This is a genomic window from Streptomyces finlayi, assembly GCF_014216315.1.
GTDB classification, from domain to species: Bacteria; Actinomycetota; Actinomycetes; order Streptomycetales; family Streptomycetaceae; genus Streptomyces; species Streptomyces finlayi_A.
The window spans coordinates 3134913-3157778 of record NZ_CP045702.1 but is presented as its reverse complement, the minus strand read 5'-3'; the positions used below and the strand labels follow the sequence as shown (position 1 = coordinate 3157778).

Below are 22866 nucleotides of genomic sequence, written 5' to 3'. Positions count from 1 at the left end.
GCTCCAGAACCTGCAAACAAGTCTGAAAACTACAAAAGCCTGCGGGTTACATGCTCCGCAGGCTCTGTACTGCAAGGGAAACCAAACTGCAACTTGCGGCGAGCGTAGCACGCACTCCGCGGGGAGCGGTAGGGGCAATGATCACTTCATCCGGAAGTTTGATTAGAGGAACGGACAGGTCGACGGAGAGGCAAGCGGAGAGGGGCTCCGGGAGCGCCTTGCGGCCGGGTCGGGGAAGGGCCCGGGACGACCCGCTGACGCCGGTCGGCACACACAGGTCTAGCCTCACGATGTGGACAATTCAACCGTCTCTCCCGTCGAAGACGACGACCGTCGCAGCCGGCCGCGCGTCGGCCACATCCAGTTCCTCAACTGTCTTCCGCTCTACTGGGGGCTGGCACGGACCGGGACCCTGCTCGACCTGGAGCTCTCGAAGGACACCCCGGAGAGACTCAGCGAGCAGCTGATCAGGGGCGACCTCGACATCGGCCCCGTCACGCTGGTCGAGTTCCTGCGCAACGCCGACGACCTGGTGGCCTTCCCCGACATCGCGGTCGGCTGCGACGGCCCCGTCATGTCGTGCGTGATCGTGTCCCAGGTGCCGCTGGAGCAGCTCGACCGGGCCCGGGTGGCGCTCGGTTCGACCTCGCGCACCTCCGTACGCCTGGCGCAGCTGCTGCTCTCCGAGCGGTACGGGGTCGAGCCCGACTACTACACCTGCCCGCCCGACCTCGGCGTGATGATGCAGGAGGCGGACGCCGCCGTCCTCATCGGGGACGCCGCGCTCCGCGCCAACCTGCACGACGCCCCCCGCCTCGGCCTCCAGGTCCACGACCTGGGGCAGATGTGGAAGGAGTGGACCGGGCTGCCGTTCGTCTTCGCCGTATGGGCCGCCCGCAAGGACTACCTGGCCGCGCATCCCGAGTACGTGACCAAGGTCCACGAGGCGTTCCTTGCCTCGCGCGACGTCTCCCTGGAGGAGGTCACCAAGGTGGCGGAGCAGGCGGCGCGCTGGGAGTCCTTCGACGCGGAGCTCCTGGAGCGGTACTTCACGACGCTCGACTTCCGCTTCGGCCCGGACCAGTTGAAGGGTGTGCGGGAGTTCGCCCGGCGCACCGGGGCGACGACGGGCTTCCCCGCCGACGTGAAGGTCGAGCTGCTCGGCGGCTGAGGCGGGAATGGGGGAATGCCGGCCCTCCCCGGGATGTTTATCGCGTTACCGCGGGGGGTGGGCCGGAGCATTCCGTTCCGGTGAATGGAACGAAAGAGATGCGGGTCCGCCAGGTGTACGGGTGTGACGAATAGGGGAAGGCGTCGGGCGGTGGTCCCGCTCGCGTCCCGGTATCGACCGGACAGCGACTGGATCACCGACCGGACCGCTGACCGCACCACCGACACATTCACGCCTTTCGCGGTGGCGAAAACCGCCGTTCGTTCCCCATAGGGGTGAAATCGGCAGAACGTTTCCCTGTGACCGGGTGACCCGTGCGCCTAGGCTTCGGGTCGCAGGTCGGGACGGTCCACAGGGGGAGTCCATATGCAGCCGCTGGAAGCCGGCGAACCGCACACCATCGGCGCCTACCGGCTCCTCGGCAGGCTCGGTGCGGGCGGGATGGGCCGGGTCTACCTGGGGCGCAGCGCGGGCGGGCGCACCGTCGCCGTCAAGGTCGTCCATCCGCACTTCGCGCTCGACGAGCAGTTCCGCGCCCGGTTCCGCCGCGAGGTCGAGTCGGCCAGGCGGGTCGGCGCGCAGTGGACGGCCCCGGTCCTGGACGCCGACCCGGACGCACCCGTGCCGTGGGTCGCGACCGGCTACGTGGCGGGACCCCCGCTCTCGCAGGCCGTCCCCACGCACGGACCCCTGCCCGAGTACGCGGTACGGACCCTGGGCGCCGGTCTCGCCGAGGCGCTGGCCGCCGTCCATGCCGAGGACCTCATCCACCGGGACGTGAAGCCGTCCAACGTGCTGCTCGCCCTCGACGGCCCCCGGCTGATCGACTTCGGGATCGCCCGCGCCCTCGGCGCCACCGTCTCGCTCACCTCCACCGGGGTCTCGGTCGGCTCGCCCGGCTACATGGCGCCGGAACAGATCCGCGGCCTCGACATCTCGGGTGCGGCCGACGTCTTCTCGCTCGGCGCGGTCCTCGCGTACGCGGCGACGGGCAGTGCCCCCTTCCTCGGTGACTCCTCCGCCGTACTCCTCTACAAGGTGGTGCACGAGGAACCGGAGCTGGGCGATCTGGAGGGCGAACTGCGTGCGGTGGTCGCCGGGTGTCTGGCGAAGGACCCCGTCGCCCGGCCCCATCCGGCTGACCTGGCCAGGCTGCTCGCACCCGCCGGCGCCGCCGCGATGGTGGCCTCGGGGTGGCTGCCGAACGCCCTGGTGCGCGAGGTCAGCCAGGCGGCCGTGGCGCTGCTGGACCTGGAGCCGCCGCCGGACGAACCGGGCCTGTCCGGTCCCGTGCCGTTCAGCAACGCCTCGCTGGGCAGTCCGGTGCGGGGCGTGTTCGGTCCGCCGATCGCCCCGCCCCCACCCCGGCCGGCCATGCCCCCGTCGGCGGGCGGCCCGGGTGGTTGCGGCGGGCTGGTGGGCGTAGGCGCTCAGGGCGGTCAGGGTGCCGAAGGGGCCCAGGGTGACGGCCTTCTGCCCGGTCCGCGTACCCCCGACCCCCGGTTCTCCGTCACGGTGAACGCCGACTCGCAGCCGGGTGCGCGCCGTGGCCGGCGGGTGAGCTGCACCGTCGCGCTGGCCGTGGCGGGCGCGCTCGCCGCCGTGACCGTGGGCAACGGGATGCTGTCCGGTCTGTTTCCGGACGGCGACGACACGAAGGGGAACGAGAACGCTGCGACCCCGCCCGCCGCCACCGCGTCGGGGAGTCCCTCGCCCGGGGCGACGGCCGGTCGGACCGGCTCGCTCCCGAAGGCGTTCGCCGGCACCTGGAAGGGCCCCGTGACCGAACGGAGCGGCGCCCCGCACGGCACGCTGACCGCGGTGTTCACCCAGGGCCGCGAGGGGTCGGACGTGGCCCGGATGACGGTCTCGCTGACCGTCCTCGGTACCACCGTCACCTGCCACAGCATCGGCGAACTCTCCTCCGCCACCGAGCGGGTGGTGAAGATCCGTGAGCGCCTCGACCCGGACAGGGCGAGCAGTACGGGCCTGTGCACGGGCGACGCCGCCGACCTCACGTTCACCCTGAATCCGGAGGGAACGCTCACCTACCAGTCGTACGAGGAGGGTGCCGGCAAGCCGCGTGGCACGCTCACCCGGTCCGGCGGCTGAGGCCGACAAGGGCTGGCGTAGGCTGGATCGGTCCGTGGATTCGTTGTAAAACCACCGAAAGGTGACAGCCCGGTGACCGAGAAGGCCGACCTTCAGACCGTCCTCGACCGTGCCGCCGAGGGTGGGCGGATCTCCCCGGAGGAGGCGCTCGACCTCTACCGGTCGGCACCGCTGCACGCGCTGGGAGCTGCGGCCGACGCCGTACGCCGCCGCCGTTACGCGGGTACGGAGCACATCGCCACGTACATCATCGAGCGCAACATCAACTACACCAACGTGTGCGTGACCGCGTGCAAGTTCTGCGCGTTCTACGCGGCGCCGAAGGACACGGACAAGGGCTGGACCCGCGACCTCGACGACATCCTGCGCCGCTGCGCGGAGACCGTCGAACTGGGCGGTACCCAGATCATGTTCCAGGGCGGTCACCACCCGGACTTCGGTGTCGAGTACTACGAGACGCACTTCTCCGCGATCAAGAAGGCGTTCCCGCAGCTGGTCATCCACTCCCTCGGTGCCTCCGAGATCGAGCACATGGCCCGGATCTCCGAGGTCTCGGCGGAGGAGGCCATCCAGCGGATCCACGCCGCCGGCCTCGACTCCTTCGCGGGCGCGGGCGCCGAACTGCTGCCCGCCCGGCCGCGCAAGGCGATCGCCCCGCTCAAGGAGTCCGGCGAGCGCTGGCTGGAGATCATGGAGATCGCGCACGGCCTCGGGGTCGAGTCGACCTCCACCATGCTGATGGGCACCGGCGAGACCAACGCGGAGCGCATCGAGCACCTGAGCATGATCCGGGACGTGCAGGACCGCACCGGCGGCTTCCGCGCGTTCATCCCGTACACCTACCAGCCGGAGAACAACAAGCTGAAGGGACAGACGCAGGCCACGCTCTTCGAGTACCTGCGGATGATCTCCATCGCCCGGCTCTTCCTCGACAACGTCGCCCACATCCAGGGCTCCTGGCTGACCACCGGCAAGGAGGTCGGCCAGCTCTCCCTGCACTACGGCGCCGACGACCTCGGCTCGATCATGCTGGAGGAGAACGTCGTCTCCTCCGCAGGTGCCAAGCACCGCTCCAACCGCATGGAGATCATCGACCTGATCCGCAAGGCGGACCGGGTCCCCGCCCAGCGCGCCACGACGTACGAGCACCTCGTCGTGCACGACGACCCGGCGAACGACCCGGTCGACGAGCGCGTCGTCTCGCACATCTCGTCCACCGCCATCGAGGGCGGCACGGCCCATCCGGAGCTGAAGCTCCTCAGCGCCAACTAGGTCCTGCGTGCTGACGCTTCACACGGCCGCGACCGGGCCCGCCGTTCTCGTCGAGGGGCGGCTGGTCGCGGCCTTCGGCGGCTACGAGGACCTGTCCGCCGCCCATCCGGGCGCGCGGGTACGGCGCTGGCCCGGTGAGATCGTTCCCGGGCGGGTGCGGGACGGGGCGCGGGCGCTGCTGGAGGACACCTTTCACCCGGACGCGTATCTGCCCGAACGGCCGGACCACCGGGGCGAGTCCGTACGGCGGGGCATCCACGCGCTGCTGGGGGAGGGCGTCACCGCGGTCGTGGACGACCTGACGGATCCGGCCGTACGCGCCGCGGTCGACCGGAGCGGCCTCGTGCGGGTGGCCGCCGGTCACCGGCCGGCGCTGGTGGTGGGCGGCCGTGCCGACCTGGCCGTGATCGACGACGACGGCGCGTGCGTGGCGACCGTACTGGCGGGGCGGTTGGTGCACCGGCGGCGCTGAGGCGCCGTACGGCCCGGGGACCGGTGGTCTCACCCCTGTACCGAGTGCGGACGGACCCAAAAGGCTGAAGCCGGTCCACTCCGCTGGGATACGGGAGGTGCCGGGCTGCTTGAATGGACGGGTGACCCGAGCCTCCCTGGAAAAGCAGCCGCACGAAGTCGCCTCGATGTTCGACGACGTGGCGGCCAAGTACGACATCACCAACGATGTGCTCTCGCTCGGCCAGGCCCGGCTGTGGCGCAAGGAGGTCGCGAAGGCGGTGCACGCGCGACCGGCCGAGAAGATCCTCGACCTCGCCGCGGGCACGGCGACGTCCTCGCTGCCGTTCGCCGCGACCGGTGCGTACGTCGTGCCGTGCGACTTCTCGATCGGCATGCTCCGCGAGGGCAAGAAGCGGCACTCCTGGCTGCCCTTCACCGCGGGCGACGCGACGAAGCTGCCGTTCCGCGACGAGACCTTCGACGCGGTGACGATCTCCTTCGGCCTGCGCAACGTCCAGGCGACCGAGCAGGCGCTCCGCGAGCTGTACCGGGTGACGAAGCCCGGCGGACGCGTGGTGATCTGCGAGTTCTCCCAGCCGACGTGGGCGCCGTTCCGCACGGTCTACACCGAGTACCTGATGCGCGCCCTGCCGCCGGTCGCCCGCGCGGTGTCCTCCAACCCGGACGCGTACGTCTACCTCGCCGAGTCGATCCGCGCCTGGCCCGACCAGGCGGGCCTCGCCGGCCTGCTCCGGAAGGCCGGCTGGTCCGACGTCGCCTGGCGCAACCTCACCGGCGGAGTGGTGGCCCTGCACCGGGGCGTACGCCGCTGACCCCGGTCGGTCCGGCAGACACCGCCAGGCCCCTCACAGCTCCAGCCGGAAGCAGTACGCCTCCTGCCCCGGAACCGGCGTCGTGAAGGTCTCGGCCTGCCGCATGCCGAGACGCCGGGCGACCGCGAGCGAGCGCGTGTTGCGCGAGTCGACCATCGCGACGACGTCCGACACTCCCGCCGCCCGTACCCGCTCCAGCGTGGTGCGGGCGGCGGCGGTCGCGTAACCGCGCCCCCACGCGGCCCGCCCCAGCCGCCAGCCGATCTCGGTCTCGCCCACCGGCCCGTACGCGGTGTGCGGCCACGGCTGCGCCCCGGTGAAGCCGAGTACCTCGTCCGTGTCGTCCAGCACGGTCCACAGACAGTGGCCGAGCTCCGCGTCGTGGCGGCGCTGGCGTGCGGTCAGCTCCTCGTACACGGAGAGTTCCGCCGGCCGGCCGCCGAGGAACTCCATCACTTGGGGGTCGGCGAACACCCGGTGCCAGGCGAGCGCGTCCTCGTCGGTCGGGACGCGCAGACGTACGGCAGGGGTCGGACCAGGAGCGATCGGCATCGGGTAGCCCTTCGGAAAGTTGACCGGCATGCCCCCATAGACTGCACGGGACCTGTGCCGAGCGGCACGCGATTTCGAGTCTTCGGGAGATCCGACCGTGACCGAGCCCCCCTCCGAACACAGCGCGGATGTGATCGTCGTCGGGGCGGGCCCAGCCGGCTCCACGACCGCGTACTACCTGGCCAAGGCCGGACTGGACGTCCTCCTCCTGGAGAAGACGGCCTTCCCGCGCGAGAAGGTCTGCGGCGACGGCCTCACCCCCCGTGCCACCAAGCAGCTCGTCTCCATGGGCATCGACATCTCCGAAGAGGCCGGCTGGCTCCGCAACAAGGGCCTGCGCATCATCGGCGGTGGCGTCCGCCTCCAGCTGGACTGGCCGGAACTCGCCTCGTACCCGGACTACGGACTGGTCCGCAAGCGGGACGACTTCGACGAGCAGCTGGCCCGGCAGGCGCAGAAGGCGGGCGCGCGGCTGTACGAGCGCTGCAACGTCGGCGCCCCGATCCTCGACGAGCGCACCGGCCGCATCACGGGCGTGAACGCGAAGCTCGGCGAGGAGAAGACCGAGGTCACCTTCCACGCCCCGCTCGTCGTCGCAGCCGACGGCAACTCCACCCGGCTGTCCCTCGCGATGGGCCTGCACCGGCGCGAGGACCGCCCGATGGGCGTCGCGGTCCGTACGTACTTCACCTCGCCCCGCCACGACGACGACTACCTGGAGTCCTGGCTGGAGCTGTGGGACCGCCGCGGCGCCGAGGACCGGCTGCTGCCGGGCTACGGCTGGATCTTCGGCATGGGTGACGGCACGTCCAATGTCGGCCTCGGCATCCTCAACTCCTCCTCCGCGTTCAAGGAGCTGGACTGGCGCGAGGTGCTGAAGGCCTGGTGCGCGTCCATGCCGGAGGACTGGGGCTACACCCCGGAGAACATGACGACGCCGATCCGGGGCGCCGCGCTCCCGATGGCGTTCAACCGCCAGCCGCACTACACCAAGGGCCTGCTGCTCGTCGGTGACGCGGGCGGCATGGTCAACCCGTTCAACGGCGAAGGCATCGCGTACGCCATGGAGTCGGGCCAGATCGCCGCGGACGTCATCGTCCAGGCGCACGCCCGCTCGACCCCGGCGCAGCGCGAACTGGCCCTGAACAACTACCCGAAGGTCCTCAAGGAGACCTACGGCGGGTACTACACGATGGGCCGCGCCTTCGTGAAGCTCATCGGCAACCCGAAGGTCATGAAGATCGCGACCCAACGCGGGCTGACCCACCCGGTCCTGATGAAGTTCACCCTGAAGATGCTCGCCAACCTGACCGACCCCACGGGCGGCGACGCGATGGACCGCATCATCAACGGCCTGGCGAAGGTGGCCCCGAACTCCTGATCGTGCAAGGCCGGCTGCCCGGCAGATGGCTGGGCAGCCCGGCGTACGCCGGTTGAACTCTCAGACGTTGACGATCTTCACTTTCGGCGAGCCTGGAAGCTCCTCGGCAGCCTTGCACAGGGCCGGGATGTGCGACTTGTCGGAGGTTACGAGCAGCACCGGGGGCGCGCAGAGCGCGGCTGTGGCGACCACGAGCGCGTCCACGAGGCATTCATGCCCGTCAAGACCCGAGACGTCCAACAGCCTCTCCGCGGCGTCTGTCACCGCGTCGCTGACCGGCTTCACGTCGAACCGGGACAGCAGGAATTGGAGCCGCTTGGCGGCCTCCCCGCTTCGGCGCACCTCCAAGGGCGTCAGGGCGGACAGCGCCACTCGTCGGCCGTTCTGCTGGGCGACCTCGATGCGCGCACGCATCCCCTCGTCACCGTCGACGTGCAGCGAAAGCCCTTGGGCGTCCAGGACGAGCGTGCCCTCACTCTTGGCCCTGATCTTGAGCCGTTTGCTTACCACTCCTGTTCCGCCTGCCGCCGCGCCTCGGCGGAGACGGGGCCGAATGCCTTGCGGTCGGCGGCCACGACCTCGCGGAGCTTTTGTGCGGCGAGCCACTCCTCCAGGGCTTCGGCCACAACGGAGGAGAAGCCGTTCTTGCCGGTGCGCTCCTCGACTTCCTTGATCAACGATTGCGCCAGCGACACGGATCTCTTGCCGGCCCGCTCGGTGGCCTGGTGGGCGGCGTGGCTGCTCATACCTAAAACGTAGCACCGCTGGTAGGAAAATTCTTCCGGGGCGTCCCGCCTGGCGACCCTTATGGGGAAGAGGGCGAATCGCATCGGTCAGCAGAAGCTCTGGCGCTGCGGGCAGGCGCCCTCCCCCCTGGCTGAAAGCGGTGGAGACCGGGACTCCGCGCTGGTAGCGTCCGCGCATGGCCACCCCCGAGTCGGACAGACGGTAGCCACCGGTCCGCCGGTGGCCGGGCCTCTGTCGAACCGAACCGGAACGAGCCGCGCGACCGCGTGGTCGTCGGTTTCGGCGACGGTGCCCCGCCCCACGGCCGGACCCTCGCGGTGTGGGCCGCGCATCTCCTTTTCCCCTCGCCCCGGCGTGACGCACGCGTACGCATGGCCGAGTCACGTCCGTGCCGACCCGGGCGGTACGGACTTTCCCCCGCGTCGCCGCCCGCCGCCGACCACCGGCGGCCGCGCGGGCGCGGCCCACCCCCTCGTACACCGGTCGTTCCACCGACGGTTCCGTCCAAGGGGTCCTTCTCATGCCATTCGCTGTCTACGTGCTCGGGCTGGCGGTATTCGCCCAGGGCACGTCCGAGTTCATGCTGTCCGGTCTCGTCTCCGGTATCGCCACCGACCTGGAGGTGTCTCTGCCCGCGGCGGGTCTGCTCACCTCGGCGTTCGCCCTGGGGATGGTGATCGGCGCGCCGCTCACCGCCCTGCTCAGCCGCTCCTGGCCACGGCGTCGCGCACTGCTCTTCTTCCTCTCCGTCTTCGTCGCCGTCCATGTGGTCGGGGCGCTCACCCCGGGATACGGGGTGCTGCTCGCGACCCGGGTCGTCGGCGCACTCGCCAACGCCGGTTTCTGGGCCGTCGCCCTGATGACCGCGCTCGCGATGGTCGAACCGCACGTCAGGGCGCGGGCCACCGCCGTCGTGGTCGGTGGGGTCACCGTCGCCTGCGTCGTGGGGGTGCCCGCCGGAGCGGCGCTCGGCTCACTGTGGGGCTGGCGGTCGGCGTTCTGGGCGGTGGCGCTCGTCTCCGTACCGGCGCTCGTGGCACTCGCCAGGGTCGTCCCGGCGGGCCGGCCGGACACCGGCGGGGCGGGGGCGCGCGGCGAACTGCGGTCCCTGGGACGCCCCCGGCTCCTGCTCACCCTGCTCGTCATGGCGCTCGTCCAGGGCGCGACGTTCTGCGCCTTCTCGTACCTGGAACCACTGGTCACCCGCGTCACCGGATTCGGCTCCGCATGGGTGCCCGCCGTCCTCGCGCTGTTCGGCGTCGGCTCGTTCATCGGCGTCACCGTGGCGGGTCGCATCGCGGGGACGCGGCCCGCCGCGCTCATCGGGTCCGGCACGACCGTGCTGCTCCTCGGCTGGGCGGCGCTCGCCCTCACGGCGGGCAACCCGGCGGCGACGCTCGTCCTGGTCCTCTGCCAGGGCGCGCTGGCCTTCGCGACGGGAACGGCGCTCATCACCCGGGTCCTCCACCTGGCGCCCGACGCCCCCACCCTGGCCGGCTCCTTCGCCACCGCCGCGTTCAACGTGGGCGCCGCGCTGGGCCCGTGGCTCGGCGGCCTGGCCCTCGGCGCCGGCTTCGGTCTCCGCGCACCACTCTGGGTCAGCGCGCTCCTGACGGCGGGTGCGCTCGCCCTTTCGGCGGTGCTGATGCTCGCACCCGAGGCGGACAGGCGACCTGCCGAGGCGCTCCTGCGCTGACCGGACCCGGCGCACAGCGAAGGGCTGCCGCTCCCGAGCGGGGGAGTGGCAGCCCTTCGTCAGGGTTCAGACGCTCACCGGAGCGCTTGTGAATCAGAGAACGCGGACCGCGCCGGTCGGCATGTCGTAGTCCATGGAGCGCTGCACGACACCGGTGCTGGGGTTCTGCGCCCCGACGTACTGGCCGCCGCCCACGTAGACCGCGACGTGGTAGGCGCTGCCCTGGCTGCCCCAGTACAGGATGTCGCCCGGCTGGAGGTTGCTCAGCGAGACCGAGGTGCCGGCCGTCGACTGGGCCCCCGAGACGCGCGGCAGGTCGATGCCGGCCGTGCGGAACGCCGCCTGCATGAGTCCGGAGCAGTCCCACGAATTGGGGCCGGTGCCACCCATCACGTACGCGTCGCCGACCTGTGCCTTGGCGAAGGCCACGATGGACGCGGCGGAGCCCGTGGCGCTCGACGAGGAGTACGAGGGAGTGGAGGAGGATGCGGAGGACTCGGCGGACGAGCCCGTGGAGGCGCTGAGCGTCGTGCGCTCGGCGGTCCGGGAGGCGCGTTCGGCGGCCTCTTCGGCGGCCTGGGCCCTCGCCTTGGCGGCGGCCTCGGCCTTCTTCTTGGCCTCGGCCTCGCGCACGGCCTCCGCCTTGGCCGTCTTGGCCTTCTTGGCGGCGGTCTTCGCTGCCGCGTCCTCGTTGGCCTGCGTCTCCAGGTCGAAGGCGACCTGCTGCGTGGCCTCGGCGGAAGCCGCGACGGCGGGGGAGAGCCCGGAGGTGATCGTGGGCATCTCGATGGTCTGGGTCACCGGCTCGGCCTGAGCCGGTCCGGCGGCACCTGCGACCGCGATGGTGCTGAGGACGCCACCGGCAACTCCGGCTCGCAGTGCCGTCTTCGAAGCACTCTGGCGGGGTTTCCGGTGGCTGGGTATGTGAGCGGTGTGGGGCATGAGAACTAGCGCTATCAGGGCATCCGGGGTCCCTTCAAGAAAGGTGTGTTGCGACACAGTTACGTCCGGAACCTGTGAATCCGCTTCGTGGGGACCTTTATTGACGCCGTAACGGGCAAAACGGGCATGGCTCATCCATGCCGTGATCACCGACTTTCAGCAATACGCCCGAATTGCCCGTCGCCTAGCATCCGTTCACACCGATGGCCAAGCCCGCTTTAGTTGGAGCTCACGTGAGGTGATGCAGGTCACAGCGTGAGTCGGCCGTGAGGGGCAGCCGTGAGGGGCAGCCGTGAGGGGCGGCGAGGGGCGGGGCGGCTGGAGAGGGTCCGCCGGCCTGACGTGCGGTCAGGCGCACGCGGGCCGGGTCCGGATCGGGGGGTGGGTCGAGGGCCGGCCGGACGGCTCGCGCGTCGCCGCGCGAGGCATCCGGATGTGCGTCGCTCGTGCGTCCGGAAGTTCGTGAATGGATGCACATGTCCACATCGCACCCCCGGACCCCCCTTCCGGGTGAGCGCGGGACGCCGTCGAGCTCTCTACCACCCGGCGCCGTCCATATCCAATTTGCCTGAGCGCCCGCTCGGTTGGTACTGCGACACGTCTTTGACCAGCGGCAACAGCATCAGATGTCACGTCTCGTGATCACTCGACCGCTTCGCGTACGAAGATCACCGCTCATCCGTCTTCATGATCGTTCGCCAGGTGGTGGAGATCACAAAGAAGGTGGGGCACCCCGTGTCGCAGATCACAGGACGGCAGGCATAGGATGCGGGGCAGTCGGGCTTGTGAACTGCCTCACATGTGCACGATCTTGGTGAGGTGGCGAGCCGGTCGCCCGATGCGGTCCAACGGTCAAGGACGACTGGAAGGAGCGAGGAGCGTGAATGCCTACGCGCCCATCCTCGTGCTCGGCGCCCTCGGGGCAGGGTTTGCGATCTTTTCCGTGGTCATGGCCACGCTTATCGGCCCCAAGCGCTACAACCGGGCAAAGCTCGAAGCGTACGAGTGCGGTATCGAACCCACCCCCACTCCGGCCGGAGGCGGCCGCTTTCCGATCAAGTACTACCTGACGGCGATGCTTTTCATCGTCTTCGACATCGAGATCGTCTTCCTCTATCCCTGGGCGGTCACCTTCGACGCCCTCGGGATCTTCGGGCTCGTCGAGATGCTGCTCTTCGTGCTCACCGTCTTCGTCGCCTACGCGTATGTGTGGCGCCGCGGCGGCCTGGAATGGGACTGAGGGGCTGAGGGGCACCATGGGACTCGAAGAGAAACTGCCAAGCGGCTTCGTGCTGACAACGGTGGAAGAGGCCGCCGGCTGGGTACGGAAGTCCTCCGTCTTCCCCGCCACCTTCGGACTCGCCTGCTGCGCCATCGAGATGATGACGACCGGAGCCGGGCGCTACGACCTGGCCCGCTTCGGCATGGAGGTCTTCCGCGGCTCGCCGCGGCAGGCGGATCTGATGATCGTCGCGGGACGGGTCAGCCAGAAGATGGCGCCCGTCCTGCGGCAGGTCTACGACCAGATGCCGAACCCCAAGTGGGTCATCTCCATGGGAGTTTGCGCATCATCGGGCGGAATGTTCAACAACTACGCCATTGTGCAGGGTGTTGATCATATTGTGCCGGTTGATATCTATTTGCCGGGATGCCCGCCGCGTCCCGAGATGCTGATCGACGCCATCCTCAAGCTCCACCAGAAGATCCAGGGCACCAAGCTCGGGGTCAACGCGGAGGAGGCCGCCCGCGAGGCGGAGGAGGCGGCCCTGAAGGCGCTCCCCCTCATCGAGATGAAGGGGCTGCTGCGATGAGCGACGAACTGAACACCAACAGTGGTCAGGTGCCCGCCCCGCGCGACGAGTCCGGCGAGGTCATCGGCGTACGCAAGGGGATGTTCGGCGCCAACAACGACGGCGACACCTCCGGCTACGGCGGCCTCGTCCGTACCGTGACCCTGCCGGGGCCGACGCCCCGCCCGTACGGCGGCTGGTTCGACGAAGTGGCCGACGAGCTCGAAGGGGCCCTGGAGGAACAGGACCTGCTTCCCGCCCACGCCATCGAGAAGACCGTCGTCGACCGGGGCGAGCTGACCTTCCACATCGCCCGTGAGCACCTGCTCCAGGTCGCCCGCACCCTGCGCGACGACCCGGCCCTGCGCTTCGAGCTCTGCACGGGAGTCAGCGGTGTCCACTTCCTCGGGGACGTGGGCCGCGAGCTGCACGCCGTCTACCACCTGCGCTCGCTCACCCACGGCCGGCTGATCCGCCTGGAGGTGTCGGCCCCGGACAGCGATCCGCACGTCCCGTCCCTCGTCGAGGTCTACCCGACCAACGACTGGCACGAGCGCGAGACGTACGACTTCTTCGGGCTCGTCTTCGACGGGCACCCGGCCCTGACCCGGATCATGATGCCGGACGACTGGCAGGGCTTCCCGCAGCGCAAGGACTACCCCCTCGGCGGCATCGCCGTCGAGTACAAGGGCGCCCAGATCCCGGCTCCGGACCAGCGGAGGTCGTACTCCTGATGACCACTCCCCATGCAACTCCCCGCGCCACGACCGAGGGGACCGTATATACGGTCACCGGCGGCGACTGGGACGAGGTCGTCGAGTCGGCCCTCAAGGCCGACGACGAGCGCATCATCGTCAACATGGGCCCCCAGCACCCGTCCACGCACGGCGTGCTGCGGCTGATCCTGGAGATCGACGGTGAGACCGTCACCGAGGCCCGCTGCGGCATCGGCTACCTCCACACCGGCATCGAGAAGAACCTCGAATTCCGGAACTGGACGCAGGGCACCACCTTCGTCACGCGCATGGACTACCTGACGCCGTTCTTCAACGAGGCGGCGTACTGCCTCGGCGTCGAGAAGCTGCTCGGCATCGAGGACCAGATCCCCGACCGGGCCACCGTCCTGCGCGTCCTGCTGATGGAGCTCAACCGGATCTCCTCCCACCTGGTGTGCATCGCCACCGGCGGTATGGAGCTCGGCGCCACCACGATCATGATCTACGGCTTCCGCGATCGTGAACTCGTTCTCGATCTCTTCGAGCTGATCACCGGCCTTCGGATGAACCACGCGTTCATCAGGCCCGGCGGACTCGCCCAGGACCTCCCCCCGGGCGCGGTCGACCAGCTGCGCGAGTTCATCAAGACCATGAAGAAGAACCTGCCGGAGTACGACAAGCTCGCCACCGGCAACCCCATCTTCAAGGCCCGTATGCAGGACGTCGGCTATCTCGACCTGACCGGCTGCATGGCGCTCGGTGCCACCGGCCCCGTCCTGCGCTCCGCCGGACTCCCGCACGACCTGCGCAAGAGCGACCCGTACTGCGGCTACGAGACCTACGAGTTCGACGTGCCCACCGCGGACACCTGCGACTCCTACGGCCGCTTCCTCATCCGGCTGGAAGAGATGCGCCAGTCGCTGCGGATCATCGAACAGTGCCTGGACCGGCTGGAGCCGGGACCGGTCATGGTCGCCGACAAGAAGATCGCCTGGCCCGCGCAGCTCGCGCTCGGCCCGGACGGTCTCGGCAACTCGCTCGACCACATCAAGAAGATCATGGGCACCTCCATGGAGGCCCTGATCCACCACTTCAAGCTGGTGACCGAGGGCTTCCGGGTCCCGGCCGGACAGACGTACACCGCGGTCGAGTCGCCCAAGGGCGAACTCGGCGTGCACGTCGTATCGGACGGCGGCACCCGCCCCTACCGGGTCCACTTCCGCGACCCGTCCTTCACCAACCTCCAGGCCATGGCGGCGATGTGCGAGGGCGGCCAGGTCGCCGACGTCATCGTCGCCGTTGCGTCCCTCGACCCCGTGATGGGAGGCGTCGACCGGTGACCGGAATCAATCAAGAGGTCAGTCTGGGGATGCCGCAGCTCCCCGCCCCCGGCTACCCGGCCGAGGTGCGCGCCCGGCTCGAAGCGGACGCGAAGGAGGTGATCGCCCGCTACCCCGGCAGCCGCTCCGCGCTGCTGCCGCTGCTCCACCTCGTGCAGTCCGAGGAGGGGTACGTCTCCCGTACGGGCATGGCCTTCTGCGCCGAACTGCTCGACCTCACCACCGCCGAGGTCAACGCGGTCGCGACCTTCTACACGATGTACCGGCGCCGGCCGAGCGGCGACTACCAGGTCGGTGTCTGCACCAACACCCTGTGCGCGGTCATGGGCGGCGACGCCATCTTCGACCGGCTCAAGGACCACCTGGGCGTCGGCAACGACGAGACGACCGAGGACGGCAAGGTCACGCTCGAACACATCGAGTGCAACGCGGCCTGCGACTTCGCCCCCGTCGTGATGGTGAACTGGGAGTTCTTCGACAACCAGACGCCCGAGAGCGCGACGCGACTCGTGGACGACCTCATCGCGGGCCGGACCGTCGAGCCCACCCGCGGCGCCCCGCTGTGCACCTACAAGGACACGGCCCGCATCCTGGCCGGCTTCCCCGACGAGCGCCCCGGCGCCGTCGAGGCCACCGGCGGTGCGGGCCCCGCCTCGCTGATCGGGCTCAGGCTCGCCAAGGGCGAGGTCCCGCACGCGCGCGTCGTCGGCCCGCGGGGCGAGTCCCCCCGGGACGAACCGCACAAGGGCGCCGAGCACCTCAGCTCCCACGACGCACCACAGAAGACCTCGGCCTCCGACCCGGACCACCCGTCCGGTCCCGTCGCCGAGGAGGGGGAGTGATGACGTTGGCCGCCGAAATCGACAAGAACGGGACCAGCCCCGAGAAGCTGCTGGCACCGGTCCTGTCCGCGTTCTGGGACGAGCCCGAATCCTGGACCCTGGAGACCTACCGGCGTCACGACGGATACGAGGGCCTGCGCAAGGCCCTCGCCATGTCGCCCGACGACCTCATCGCGTACGTCAAGGACTCCGGTCTGCGCGGACGCGGCGGCGCCGGCTTCCCCACCGGGATGAAGTGGCAGTTCATTCCGCAGGGCGACGGCAAGCCGCACTACCTGGTCGTCAACGCCGACGAGTCGGAGCCCGGGACCTGCAAGGACATCCCGCTGCTCTTCGCCAATCCGCACAGCCTCATCGAGGGCATGGTGATCGCCTGCTACGCGATCCGCTCCTCGCACGCCTTCATCTATCTGCGCGGCGAGGTCGTCCCCGTACTGCGGCGCCTGCACGAGGCGGTCCGCGAGGCGTACGAGGCCGGATACCTCGGGAAGAACGTCCTGGGCTCCGGACTCGATCTCGAACTCACCGTGCACGCGGGCGCCGGCGCGTACATCTGCGGTGAGGAAACCGCACTGCTCGACTCGCTCGAAGGACGGCGTGGCCAGCCCCGGCTGCGACCGCCCTTCCCGGCGGTCGCCGGTCTGTACGCCTGCCCCACCGTGGTGAACAACGTCGAGTCGATCGCCTCCGTTCCCGCGATCCTGAACCGGGGCAAGGACTGGTTCAAGTCGATGGGCAGCGAGAAGTCCCCGGGCTTCACGCTGTACTCGCTCAGCGGGCACGTCACCAGCCCCGGCCAGTACGAGGCCCCGCTCGGCATCACACTGCGCCAGCTCCTCGACATGAGCGGCGGCATCCGCGCCGGTCACCGTCTGAAGTTCTGGACCCCCGGCGGCTCGTCCACCCCGATGCTCACCGAGGAACACCTCGACGTCCCCCTCGACTACGAGGGCGTCGGCGCCGCCGGCTCCATGCTCGGCACCAAGGCGCTCCAGTGCTTCGACGAGACCACCTGTGTGGTCAGGGCCGTCACCCGCTGGACCGAGTTCTACGCCCACGAGTCCTGCGGCAAGTGCACGCCCTGCCGTGAGGGCACCTACTGGCTCGTCCAGTTGCTCCGCGACATCGAAGCGGGCAAGGGCGTGATGTCGGACCTGGACAAGCTCAACGACATCGCCGACAACGTCAACGGCAAGTCCTTCTGCGCCCTCGGCGACGGCGCTGCCCAGCCGATCTTCTCCTCGCTGAAGTACTTCCGCGAGGAGTACGAGCAGCACATCACGGGCAAGGGCTGCCCCTTCGATCCCGCCAAGTCGACCGTCTGGGCCGACGACAAGAACGCTCACCGGGGGGTGAACGCATGACAGTCACCACGAGTGCGCCCTCCGGGGGCGGCGAGGCGGCGGTCCCGCCCGAGGACCTCGTCACGCTGACCATCGACGGCATCGACATCAGCGTGCCCAAGGGCACCCTCGTCATCCGGGCCGCCGAACTCCTCGGCATCGAGATCCCGCGCTTCTGCGACCACCCGCTCCTCGACCCCGTGGGTGCCTGCCGCCAGTGCATCGTCGAGGTGGAGGGCCAGCGCAAGCCGATGGCGTCCTGCACCATCACGTGCACCGACGGCATGGTCGTGAAGTCGCAGCTCACCTCGCCCGTCGCGGACAAGGCGCAGAAGGGTGTGATGGAGCTCCTGCTCATCAACCACCCGCTGGACTGCCCCGTCTGCGACAAGGGCGGCGAGTGCCCCCTGCAGAACCAGGCGATGTCGCACGGCGCCGCCGACTCCCGGTTCGACGGGAAGAAGCGGACGTTCGAGAAGCCCGTCCCGATCTCCACCCAGGTGCTGCTGGACCGTGAGCGGTGCGTGCTCTGTGCGCGCTGCACCCGGTTCTCCAACCAGGTGGCGGGCGACCCGATGATCGAACTGCTCGAGCGCGGCGCGCTCCAGCAGGTCGGTACGGGACAGGGCGACCCCTTCGAGTCCTACTTCTCCGGCAACACCATCCAGATCTGCCCGGTCGGGGCGCTGACCTCGGCGGCGTACCGGTTCCGCTCCCGGCCCTTCGACCTGGTGTCCTCGCCCTCGGTGTGCGAGCACTGCGCGGGCGGCTGCGCCACCCGCACCGACCACCGGCGCGGCAAGGTCATGCGGCGCCTGGCGTCCAACGACCCCGAGGTCAACGAGGAGTGGCTCTGCGACAAGGGCCGCTTCGGGTTCCGGTACGCCCAGCAGCGCGACCGGCTCACCACGCCGCTCGTGCGCAACGCGGACGGCGTACTCGAACCGTCGAGCTGGCCCGAGGCACTGGAGACTGCGGCCCGCGGGCTCGCCGCCGCCCGGGGCCGTACCGGCGTCCTCACCGGCGGCCGGCTGACCGTCGAGGACGCGTACGCCTACAGCAAGTTCGCGCGGATCGCCCTCGACACGAACGACATCGACTTCCGGGCCCGCGTCCACAGCGGCGAGGAGGCCGACTTCCTGGCCTCCCGGGTGGCCGGACGCGGCCGTGACCTGGACGGCAACGGGGTCACGTACACGTCGCTGGAGAAGGCCCCGGCCGTTCTCCTCGTCGGTTTCGAGTCGGAGGAGGAGGCGCCCGGCGTCTTCCTGCGGCTCCGCAAGGCCAACCGGAAGCACGGCCTGCGGACCTTCGCGCTCGCCACGCACGCCACGCGCGGGCTGACGAAGGCGGGCGGCACGCTGCTTCCCGCCGCCCCCGGCACCGAAACCGAGTGGCTCGACGCGCTCGCGGGCGGCGTCGGCCTCGACGGTGACGGAGCGGTCGCCGCCGAGGCGCTGCGCGGCGCCGGATCGGTGATCGTCGTCGGTGAGCGGCTGGCCGGAGTGCCGGGCGCGCTGAGCGCCGTGGTCAGGACGGCCGCCGCCACCGGCGCCACGCTCGTGTGGATTCCGCGGCGGGCCGGCGAGCGGGGCGCGGTGGAGGCGGGCGCGCTGCCTTCGCTGCTCCCCGGCGGACGCCCGGCGACCGACCCGCGGGCCAGGGACGAGGTGGCGTCCGTCTGGGGCGTCGCCGAACTCCCCTCCCGTTACGGCCGCGACACCGGCCAGATCGTCGAGGCGGCGGCCACCGGTGAGCTGGGCGCGCTGCTCGTCGCCGGTGTGGAGACCGTCGACCTGCCGGACCCGGCGCGTGCGCTGGAGGCCCTGGACCAGGTCGGTTTCCTGGTCTCCCTGGAGCTGAGGCCCAGCGAGGTCACCCGGCGGGCCGATGTGGTGTTCCCCGTCGCGGCGGTCGCCGAGAAGCCCGGCACCTTCCTCAACTGGGAGGGCAGGGCCCGGATGTTCGAGGCGGCGCTGAAGCCGGATCAGATGCCCCGGACGCTCGCCCCGAGTGACACCCGGGTGCTGCACATGCTGGCCGACGCACTCGACGCGAACCTCGCGCTGCCGGACCTGAGGACGGCCCGGCGCGAGCTGGACCGGCTCGGTGGCTGGGCGGGGTCCCACGCCGACGACCCGCGTGACGTCAGCCGGCCGCTGCCCAGGCCCGGCGACGGCGAGGCGGTCCTCGCGGGCCACCGGATGCTGCTCGACCTGGGCCGTCTCCAGGAAGGCGACGAAGCGCTGGCCGGGACCCGGCACGCGGCCGTCGCCCGGCTGTCGGAGACCACCGCGGCGGAGACCGGCGTGAAGGACGGCGACCTGCTGGCCGTCACCGGCCCCGACGGCACCGTCACCTTCCCGCTGGCGGTCACCGTCATGCCGGACCGGGTGGTCTGGGTGCCGCTGAACTCCGCGGGGAAGGGCGTTCCCGCAGACACGGGTGCGCAGCCCGGCGGACTGGTCCGGATCGGCCCCGCCGCCGGAGCCACCGCAGACTCACCGGAGGTGCGAGCGTGACTGGCCTCGACCGACTCGCCGCGGCGCCGCAGGGTGCGGTGCTCGCCGCCGAGGACCTCTCGATGTTCGGCACCGACCCGTGGTGGCTCGTCGTCGTCAAGGCGGTCTTCTGCTTCGCGTTCCTGATGCTGACCGTGCTCTTCTCCATCGTGTGGGAGCGCAAGGTCGTCGCCTGGATGCAGCTGCGTATCGGACCCAACCGGCACGGCCCCTGGGGCATGCTCCAGTCCCTCGCCGACGGCATGAAGCTCATGCTCAAGGAAGACGTCATCGTCAAGCGGGCGGACAAGGTCGTCTACGTCCTGGCGCCGATCATCGCCGCCATCCCCGCGTTCATGGCGATCGCGGTGATCCCGTTCGGCCCCGCGGGCAACGAGGTGTCGATCTTCGGGCACCGTACGGCGATGCAGCTCACCGACCTTCCGATCGCGATGCTGTACATCCTCGCGGTCGCCTCGGTCGGCATCTACGGCATCGTGCTGGCGGGCTGGTCCTCCGGCTCGACGTACCCGCTGCTCGGCGGTCTGCGTTCCTGCGCCCAGATGATCAGTTACGAGATCGCGATGGGCGCCGCGTTCGCCTCGGTCTTCCTCTACTCCGGGTCGATGTCGACCTCGAAGATCGTGGAGGCGCAGGAGGACCGCTGGTTCATCATCCTGCTGCCGGTCTCCTTCATCATCTACATCGTCACGATGGTCGGTGAGACCAACCGGGCCCCGTTCGACATGCCGGAGTCCGAGGGCGACCTCGTCGGCGGCTTCAACACCGAGTACTCGTCGATCAAGTTCGCGATGTTCATGCTCGCCGAGTACGTCAACATGGTCACCGTCTCCGCGGTCTCCGTGACCCTGTTCCTGGGCGGCTGGCGGGCTCCGTACCCGATCAGCACCTTCTGGGAGGGCGCGAACCACGGCTGGTGGCCGATGCTCTGGTTCGTCCTCAAGGTCCAGCTGCTGCTGTTCTTCTTCATCTGGCTGCGCGGCACGCTGCCGCGTGTCCGGTACGACCAGCTGATGAAGCTCGGCTGGAAGGTCCTGATCCCCGTCTCGGTGGCCTGGCTGATGCTGGTCGCCACCGTCCGCGCGCTGCGCAACGAGGGCTACGACTTCTCGAGCATCGTCCTGTACGTCGCCGGAGCCGTGATCGCGATCCTGCTGATCTCCTTCGTCGCCGACATCTTCCGCGACCGCAAGGCCAAGGAGGCGGACGCGGCGGCCGGACCTGAGCCGGCGTTCGACCCGATGGCGGGAGGGTTCCCGGTGCCGCCACTGCCCGGACAGACCCTGCCGCCGGTGCCGCGGCGCAGGTCGCGTCGTGAGCGCGAGCTCGTTGTCAGTGGCGGGCCGGATACTCACAGTGACGAGAATCCGAGTGACGGAAAGGAGGCTGACGGTGTCTGAGTCATCAGAGCCCTCAGGGGAGAAGTTCCAGAATCCTGTGGCCGGCTTCGGCGTGACCTTCAAGGCCATGTTCAAGAAGCGGCTGACGGAGCAGTATCCGGAGACGCAGAAGGTGACGGCGCCGCGCTTCCACGGCCGGCACCAGCTCAACCGTCATCCGGACGGCCTGGAGAAGTGCATCGGCTGCGAGCTGTGCGCCTGGGCCTGTCCGGCCGACGCGATCTACGTCGAGGGCGCGGAGAACACCGAGGAGGAGCGCTACTCCCCGGGTGAGCGCTACGGCCGCGTCTACCAGATCAACTACGCGCGCTGCATCCTCTGCGGACTGTGCATCGAGGCGTGCCCCACCCGGGCACTGACGATGACGAACGAGTTCGAGCTCGCCAACACCACCCGCGAGAGCCTCATCTACACCAAGGACGAGCTGCTCGCCGGGCTGGAGGAAGGCATGGTCGACAGTCCGCACGCGATCTTCCCCGGCATGGACGAACAGGACTACTACCGGGGCCTGGTGACCGGGGCCGCTCCGGGTACGGAGCGCCAGACCGCGGTCTCCAAGGGTGAGAGCGAGAAGCCCGCCGAGGGCGAGAAGGCCACCGAGGACCAGGAGGTGGACGCATGAACGGCCTGGCCGCTGCGGCCTCCGCCACCTCGACCGGCGAGGCCGTCCAGTTCTGGATCCTCGGCACGGTCGCCGTGATCGGCGCACTCGCCACCGTCCTGCTGAAGAAGGCCGTGCACAGTGCGCTGTCGCTCGCCGGGACGATGATCATCCTCGCGGTCTTCTACCTCGCCAACGGGGCGTACTTCCTCGGGATCGTCCAGGTCGTCGTCTACACCGGCGCGATCATGATGCTGTTCCTCTTCGTGGTCATGCTCGTCGGCGTCACGGCGGCCGACTCGCTGAAGGAGACGCTGAAGGGCCAGCGCTGGCTGGCCGTCGGCTGCGGGCTCGGCTTCGGCGTCCTGCTCAGCGCGGGCATCGGCAACGCCTCGCTGAACAACTTCAACGGGCTCGGTGCGGCCAACGCGGCACACGGGGGCAACGTCGAGGGGCTCGCCAACCTCATCTTCACCAAGTACGTCTTCGCCTTCGAGATCACCGGCGCCCTGCTGATCACGGCGACCGTCGGCGCGATGGTGCTCACGCACCGCGAGCGCACCGAACGGGCGAAGACGCAGCGGGAGATGTCCGAGGAGCGGGTGCGCGGCAGCCACCTCCCGCCGCTGCCCGCGCCGGGTGTCTACGCCCGGCACAACGCGGTGGACATCGCGGGTCTGCTCCCGGACGGCACCCCGTCCGAACTCACCGTCATGCAGACCCTGCGCAAGCGCGGCCAGATGCGTGACGTGTCGAACGAGGCACTCGCCGACCTCAAGGCGCTGGAACAGCGCTCGGGGGCCCGGCTGGGCCGTGACAACGACGAAGAGGAGGTCGCCAAGTGAACCCGGTCAACTACCTCTACCTCGCGGCCCTTTTGTTCACGATCGGTGCCTCAGGGGTGCTGATCAGGCGGAACGCGATCGTGGTGTTCATGTGCGTGGAGCTGATGCTCAACGCCTGCAACCTCGCGCTCGTCACGTTCTCCCGGATGCACGGCAACCTCGACGGCCAGATCATCGCCTTCTTCACGATGGTCGTCGCCGCCGCGGAGGTCGTGGTCGGGCTCGCGATCATCGTGTCGCTGTTCCGCTCCCGCCACTCGGCCTCGGTCGACGACGCCAGCCTGATGAAGCTGTAAGGGGTCTCAATC

At 69.7% G+C, this 22866-nt stretch carries 22 protein-coding genes; 18 read left to right on the top strand and 4 right to left on the bottom strand.

What is annotated here, in order from left to right; genetic code table 11:
* Positions 1 to 292 precede the first annotated feature (292 nt).
* From F0344_RS14450 to F0344_RS14430, 5 genes are all read left to right on the top strand, one after another.
* Positions 293 to 1171: a menaquinone biosynthetic enzyme MqnA/MqnD family protein gene (locus F0344_RS14450; protein ID WP_185299173.1), complete on the top strand. Its 879-nt coding sequence runs from the start codon at positions 293 to 295 to the stop codon at positions 1169 to 1171.
* Positions 1172 to 1537: 366 nt separating this feature from the next.
* Positions 1538 to 3283 (top strand): serine/threonine-protein kinase, encoded by a 1746-nt coding sequence (locus F0344_RS14445; RefSeq protein ID WP_185299172.1) that lies wholly within the window; start codon positions 1538 to 1540, stop codon positions 3281 to 3283.
* A gap of 72 nt (positions 3284 to 3355) precedes the next feature.
* Positions 3356 to 4555, top strand: a complete 1200-nt coding sequence (mqnC, locus tag F0344_RS14440; protein WP_185299171.1) for a cyclic dehypoxanthinyl futalosine synthase — start codon at positions 3356 to 3358, stop codon at positions 4553 to 4555.
* A 7-nt stretch (positions 4556 to 4562) separates the two neighbouring features.
* Positions 4563 to 5027, top strand: coding sequence for an imidazolonepropionase-like domain-containing protein (locus F0344_RS14435; protein WP_185299170.1), 465 nt, complete (start codon positions 4563 to 4565; stop codon positions 5025 to 5027).
* A 121-nt stretch (positions 5028 to 5148) separates the two neighbouring features.
* Complete coding sequence (locus tag F0344_RS14430; protein WP_185299169.1) at positions 5149 to 5841, top strand: demethylmenaquinone methyltransferase; 693 nt, start codon at positions 5149 to 5151, stop codon at positions 5839 to 5841.
* A 33-nt stretch (positions 5842 to 5874) separates the two neighbouring features.
* On the opposite strand, the gene F0344_RS14425 is transcribed toward F0344_RS14430, so the two are convergent.
* A complete protein-coding gene (locus tag F0344_RS14425; protein WP_374940089.1) occupies positions 5875 to 6423 on the bottom strand; it encodes a GNAT family N-acetyltransferase in 549 nt (182 codons plus the stop codon).
* A gap of 67 nt (positions 6424 to 6490) precedes the next feature.
* Here F0344_RS14425 and F0344_RS14420 point away from each other — a divergent pair, with 67 nt between their 5' ends.
* Positions 6491 to 7774, top strand: a complete 1284-nt coding sequence (locus F0344_RS14420) for a geranylgeranyl reductase family protein (RefSeq protein WP_185299168.1) — start codon at positions 6491 to 6493, stop codon at positions 7772 to 7774.
* 60 nt (positions 7775 to 7834) lie between these two features.
* Here the strand turns inward: F0344_RS14420 and F0344_RS14415 are convergent, their stop codons facing one another.
* Together F0344_RS14415 and F0344_RS14410 are read right to left on the bottom strand one after the other, a co-directional pair.
* Positions 7835 to 8284, bottom strand: coding sequence for a DNA-binding protein (locus F0344_RS14415; RefSeq protein ID WP_219732135.1), 450 nt, complete (start codon positions 8282 to 8284; stop codon positions 7835 to 7837).
* Positions 8278 to 8520 (bottom strand): hypothetical protein, encoded by a 243-nt coding sequence (locus F0344_RS14410; protein ID WP_185299167.1) that lies wholly within the window; start codon positions 8518 to 8520, stop codon positions 8278 to 8280. The genes F0344_RS14415 and F0344_RS14410 overlap by 7 nt, the downstream gene beginning before the upstream one ends.
* Before the next feature lie 521 nt (positions 8521 to 9041).
* Here F0344_RS14410 and F0344_RS14405 point away from each other — a divergent pair.
* Positions 9042 to 10217, top strand: coding sequence for a Cmx/CmrA family chloramphenicol efflux MFS transporter (locus F0344_RS14405; RefSeq protein ID WP_185299166.1), 1176 nt, complete (start codon positions 9042 to 9044; stop codon positions 10215 to 10217).
* A 93-nt stretch (positions 10218 to 10310) separates the two neighbouring features.
* On the opposite strand, the gene F0344_RS14400 is transcribed toward F0344_RS14405, so the two are convergent.
* On the bottom strand, positions 10311 to 11159 hold the full coding sequence (locus F0344_RS14400; protein ID WP_185299165.1) for a C40 family peptidase: 849 nt from the start codon (positions 11157 to 11159) through the stop codon (positions 10311 to 10313).
* 880 nt (positions 11160 to 12039) lie between these two features.
* Between F0344_RS14400 and F0344_RS14395 the strand changes: the two genes are divergently transcribed.
* The 11 genes from F0344_RS14395 to nuoK are packed head-to-tail and all read left to right on the top strand — an operon-like array spanning position 12040 to position 22854.
* Positions 12040 to 12399, top strand: a complete 360-nt coding sequence (locus tag F0344_RS14395; RefSeq protein ID WP_003992243.1) for an NADH-quinone oxidoreductase subunit A — start codon at positions 12040 to 12042, stop codon at positions 12397 to 12399.
* Positions 12400 to 12415: 16 nt separating this feature from the next.
* Entirely contained in the window at positions 12416 to 12970 is a 555-nt protein-coding gene (locus F0344_RS14390; RefSeq protein ID WP_185299164.1) for a NuoB/complex I 20 kDa subunit family protein, read from the top strand.
* Positions 12967 to 13683, top strand: a complete 717-nt coding sequence (locus F0344_RS14385) for an NADH-quinone oxidoreductase subunit C (RefSeq protein ID WP_185299163.1) — start codon at positions 12967 to 12969, stop codon at positions 13681 to 13683. The genes F0344_RS14390 and F0344_RS14385 overlap by 4 nt, the downstream gene beginning before the upstream one ends.
* A complete protein-coding gene (locus F0344_RS14380) occupies positions 13683 to 15005 on the top strand; it encodes an NADH-quinone oxidoreductase subunit D (RefSeq protein WP_185299162.1) in 1323 nt (440 codons plus the stop codon). Before F0344_RS14385 ends, F0344_RS14380 begins: the two co-directional genes overlap by 1 nt.
* A 29-nt stretch (positions 15006 to 15034) precedes the next feature.
* Complete coding sequence (nuoE, locus tag F0344_RS14375; protein WP_185302685.1) at positions 15035 to 15847, top strand: NADH-quinone oxidoreductase subunit NuoE; 813 nt, start codon at positions 15035 to 15037, stop codon at positions 15845 to 15847.
* A complete protein-coding gene (nuoF, locus tag F0344_RS14370; protein WP_185299161.1) occupies positions 15847 to 17211 on the top strand; it encodes an NADH-quinone oxidoreductase subunit NuoF in 1365 nt (454 codons plus the stop codon). Before nuoE ends, nuoF begins: the two co-directional genes overlap by 1 nt.
* Positions 17208 to 19712: an NADH-quinone oxidoreductase subunit G gene (locus F0344_RS14365; protein ID WP_185299160.1), complete on the top strand. Its 2505-nt coding sequence runs from the start codon at positions 17208 to 17210 to the stop codon at positions 19710 to 19712. The genes nuoF and F0344_RS14365 overlap by 4 nt, the downstream gene beginning before the upstream one ends.
* Positions 19709 to 21112 carry an NADH-quinone oxidoreductase subunit NuoH gene (nuoH, locus tag F0344_RS14360; RefSeq protein ID WP_185299159.1) on the top strand — a complete coding sequence of 468 codons (1404 nt, stop codon included), beginning with the start codon at positions 19709 to 19711 and terminating at the stop codon, positions 21110 to 21112. The genes F0344_RS14365 and nuoH overlap by 4 nt, the downstream gene beginning before the upstream one ends.
* Complete coding sequence (nuoI, locus tag F0344_RS14355; protein WP_185299158.1) at positions 21105 to 21734, top strand: NADH-quinone oxidoreductase subunit NuoI; 630 nt, start codon at positions 21105 to 21107, stop codon at positions 21732 to 21734. Before nuoH ends, nuoI begins: the two co-directional genes overlap by 8 nt.
* Positions 21731 to 22558 (top strand): NADH-quinone oxidoreductase subunit J, encoded by an 828-nt coding sequence (locus tag F0344_RS14350; protein ID WP_185299157.1) that lies wholly within the window; start codon positions 21731 to 21733, stop codon positions 22556 to 22558. Before nuoI ends, F0344_RS14350 begins: the two co-directional genes overlap by 4 nt.
* Positions 22555 to 22854 carry an NADH-quinone oxidoreductase subunit NuoK gene (gene nuoK / locus F0344_RS14345; protein WP_185299156.1) on the top strand — a complete coding sequence of 100 codons (300 nt, stop codon included), beginning with the start codon at positions 22555 to 22557 and terminating at the stop codon, positions 22852 to 22854. Before F0344_RS14350 ends, nuoK begins: the two co-directional genes overlap by 4 nt.
* Positions 22855 to 22866 lie beyond the last annotated feature (12 nt).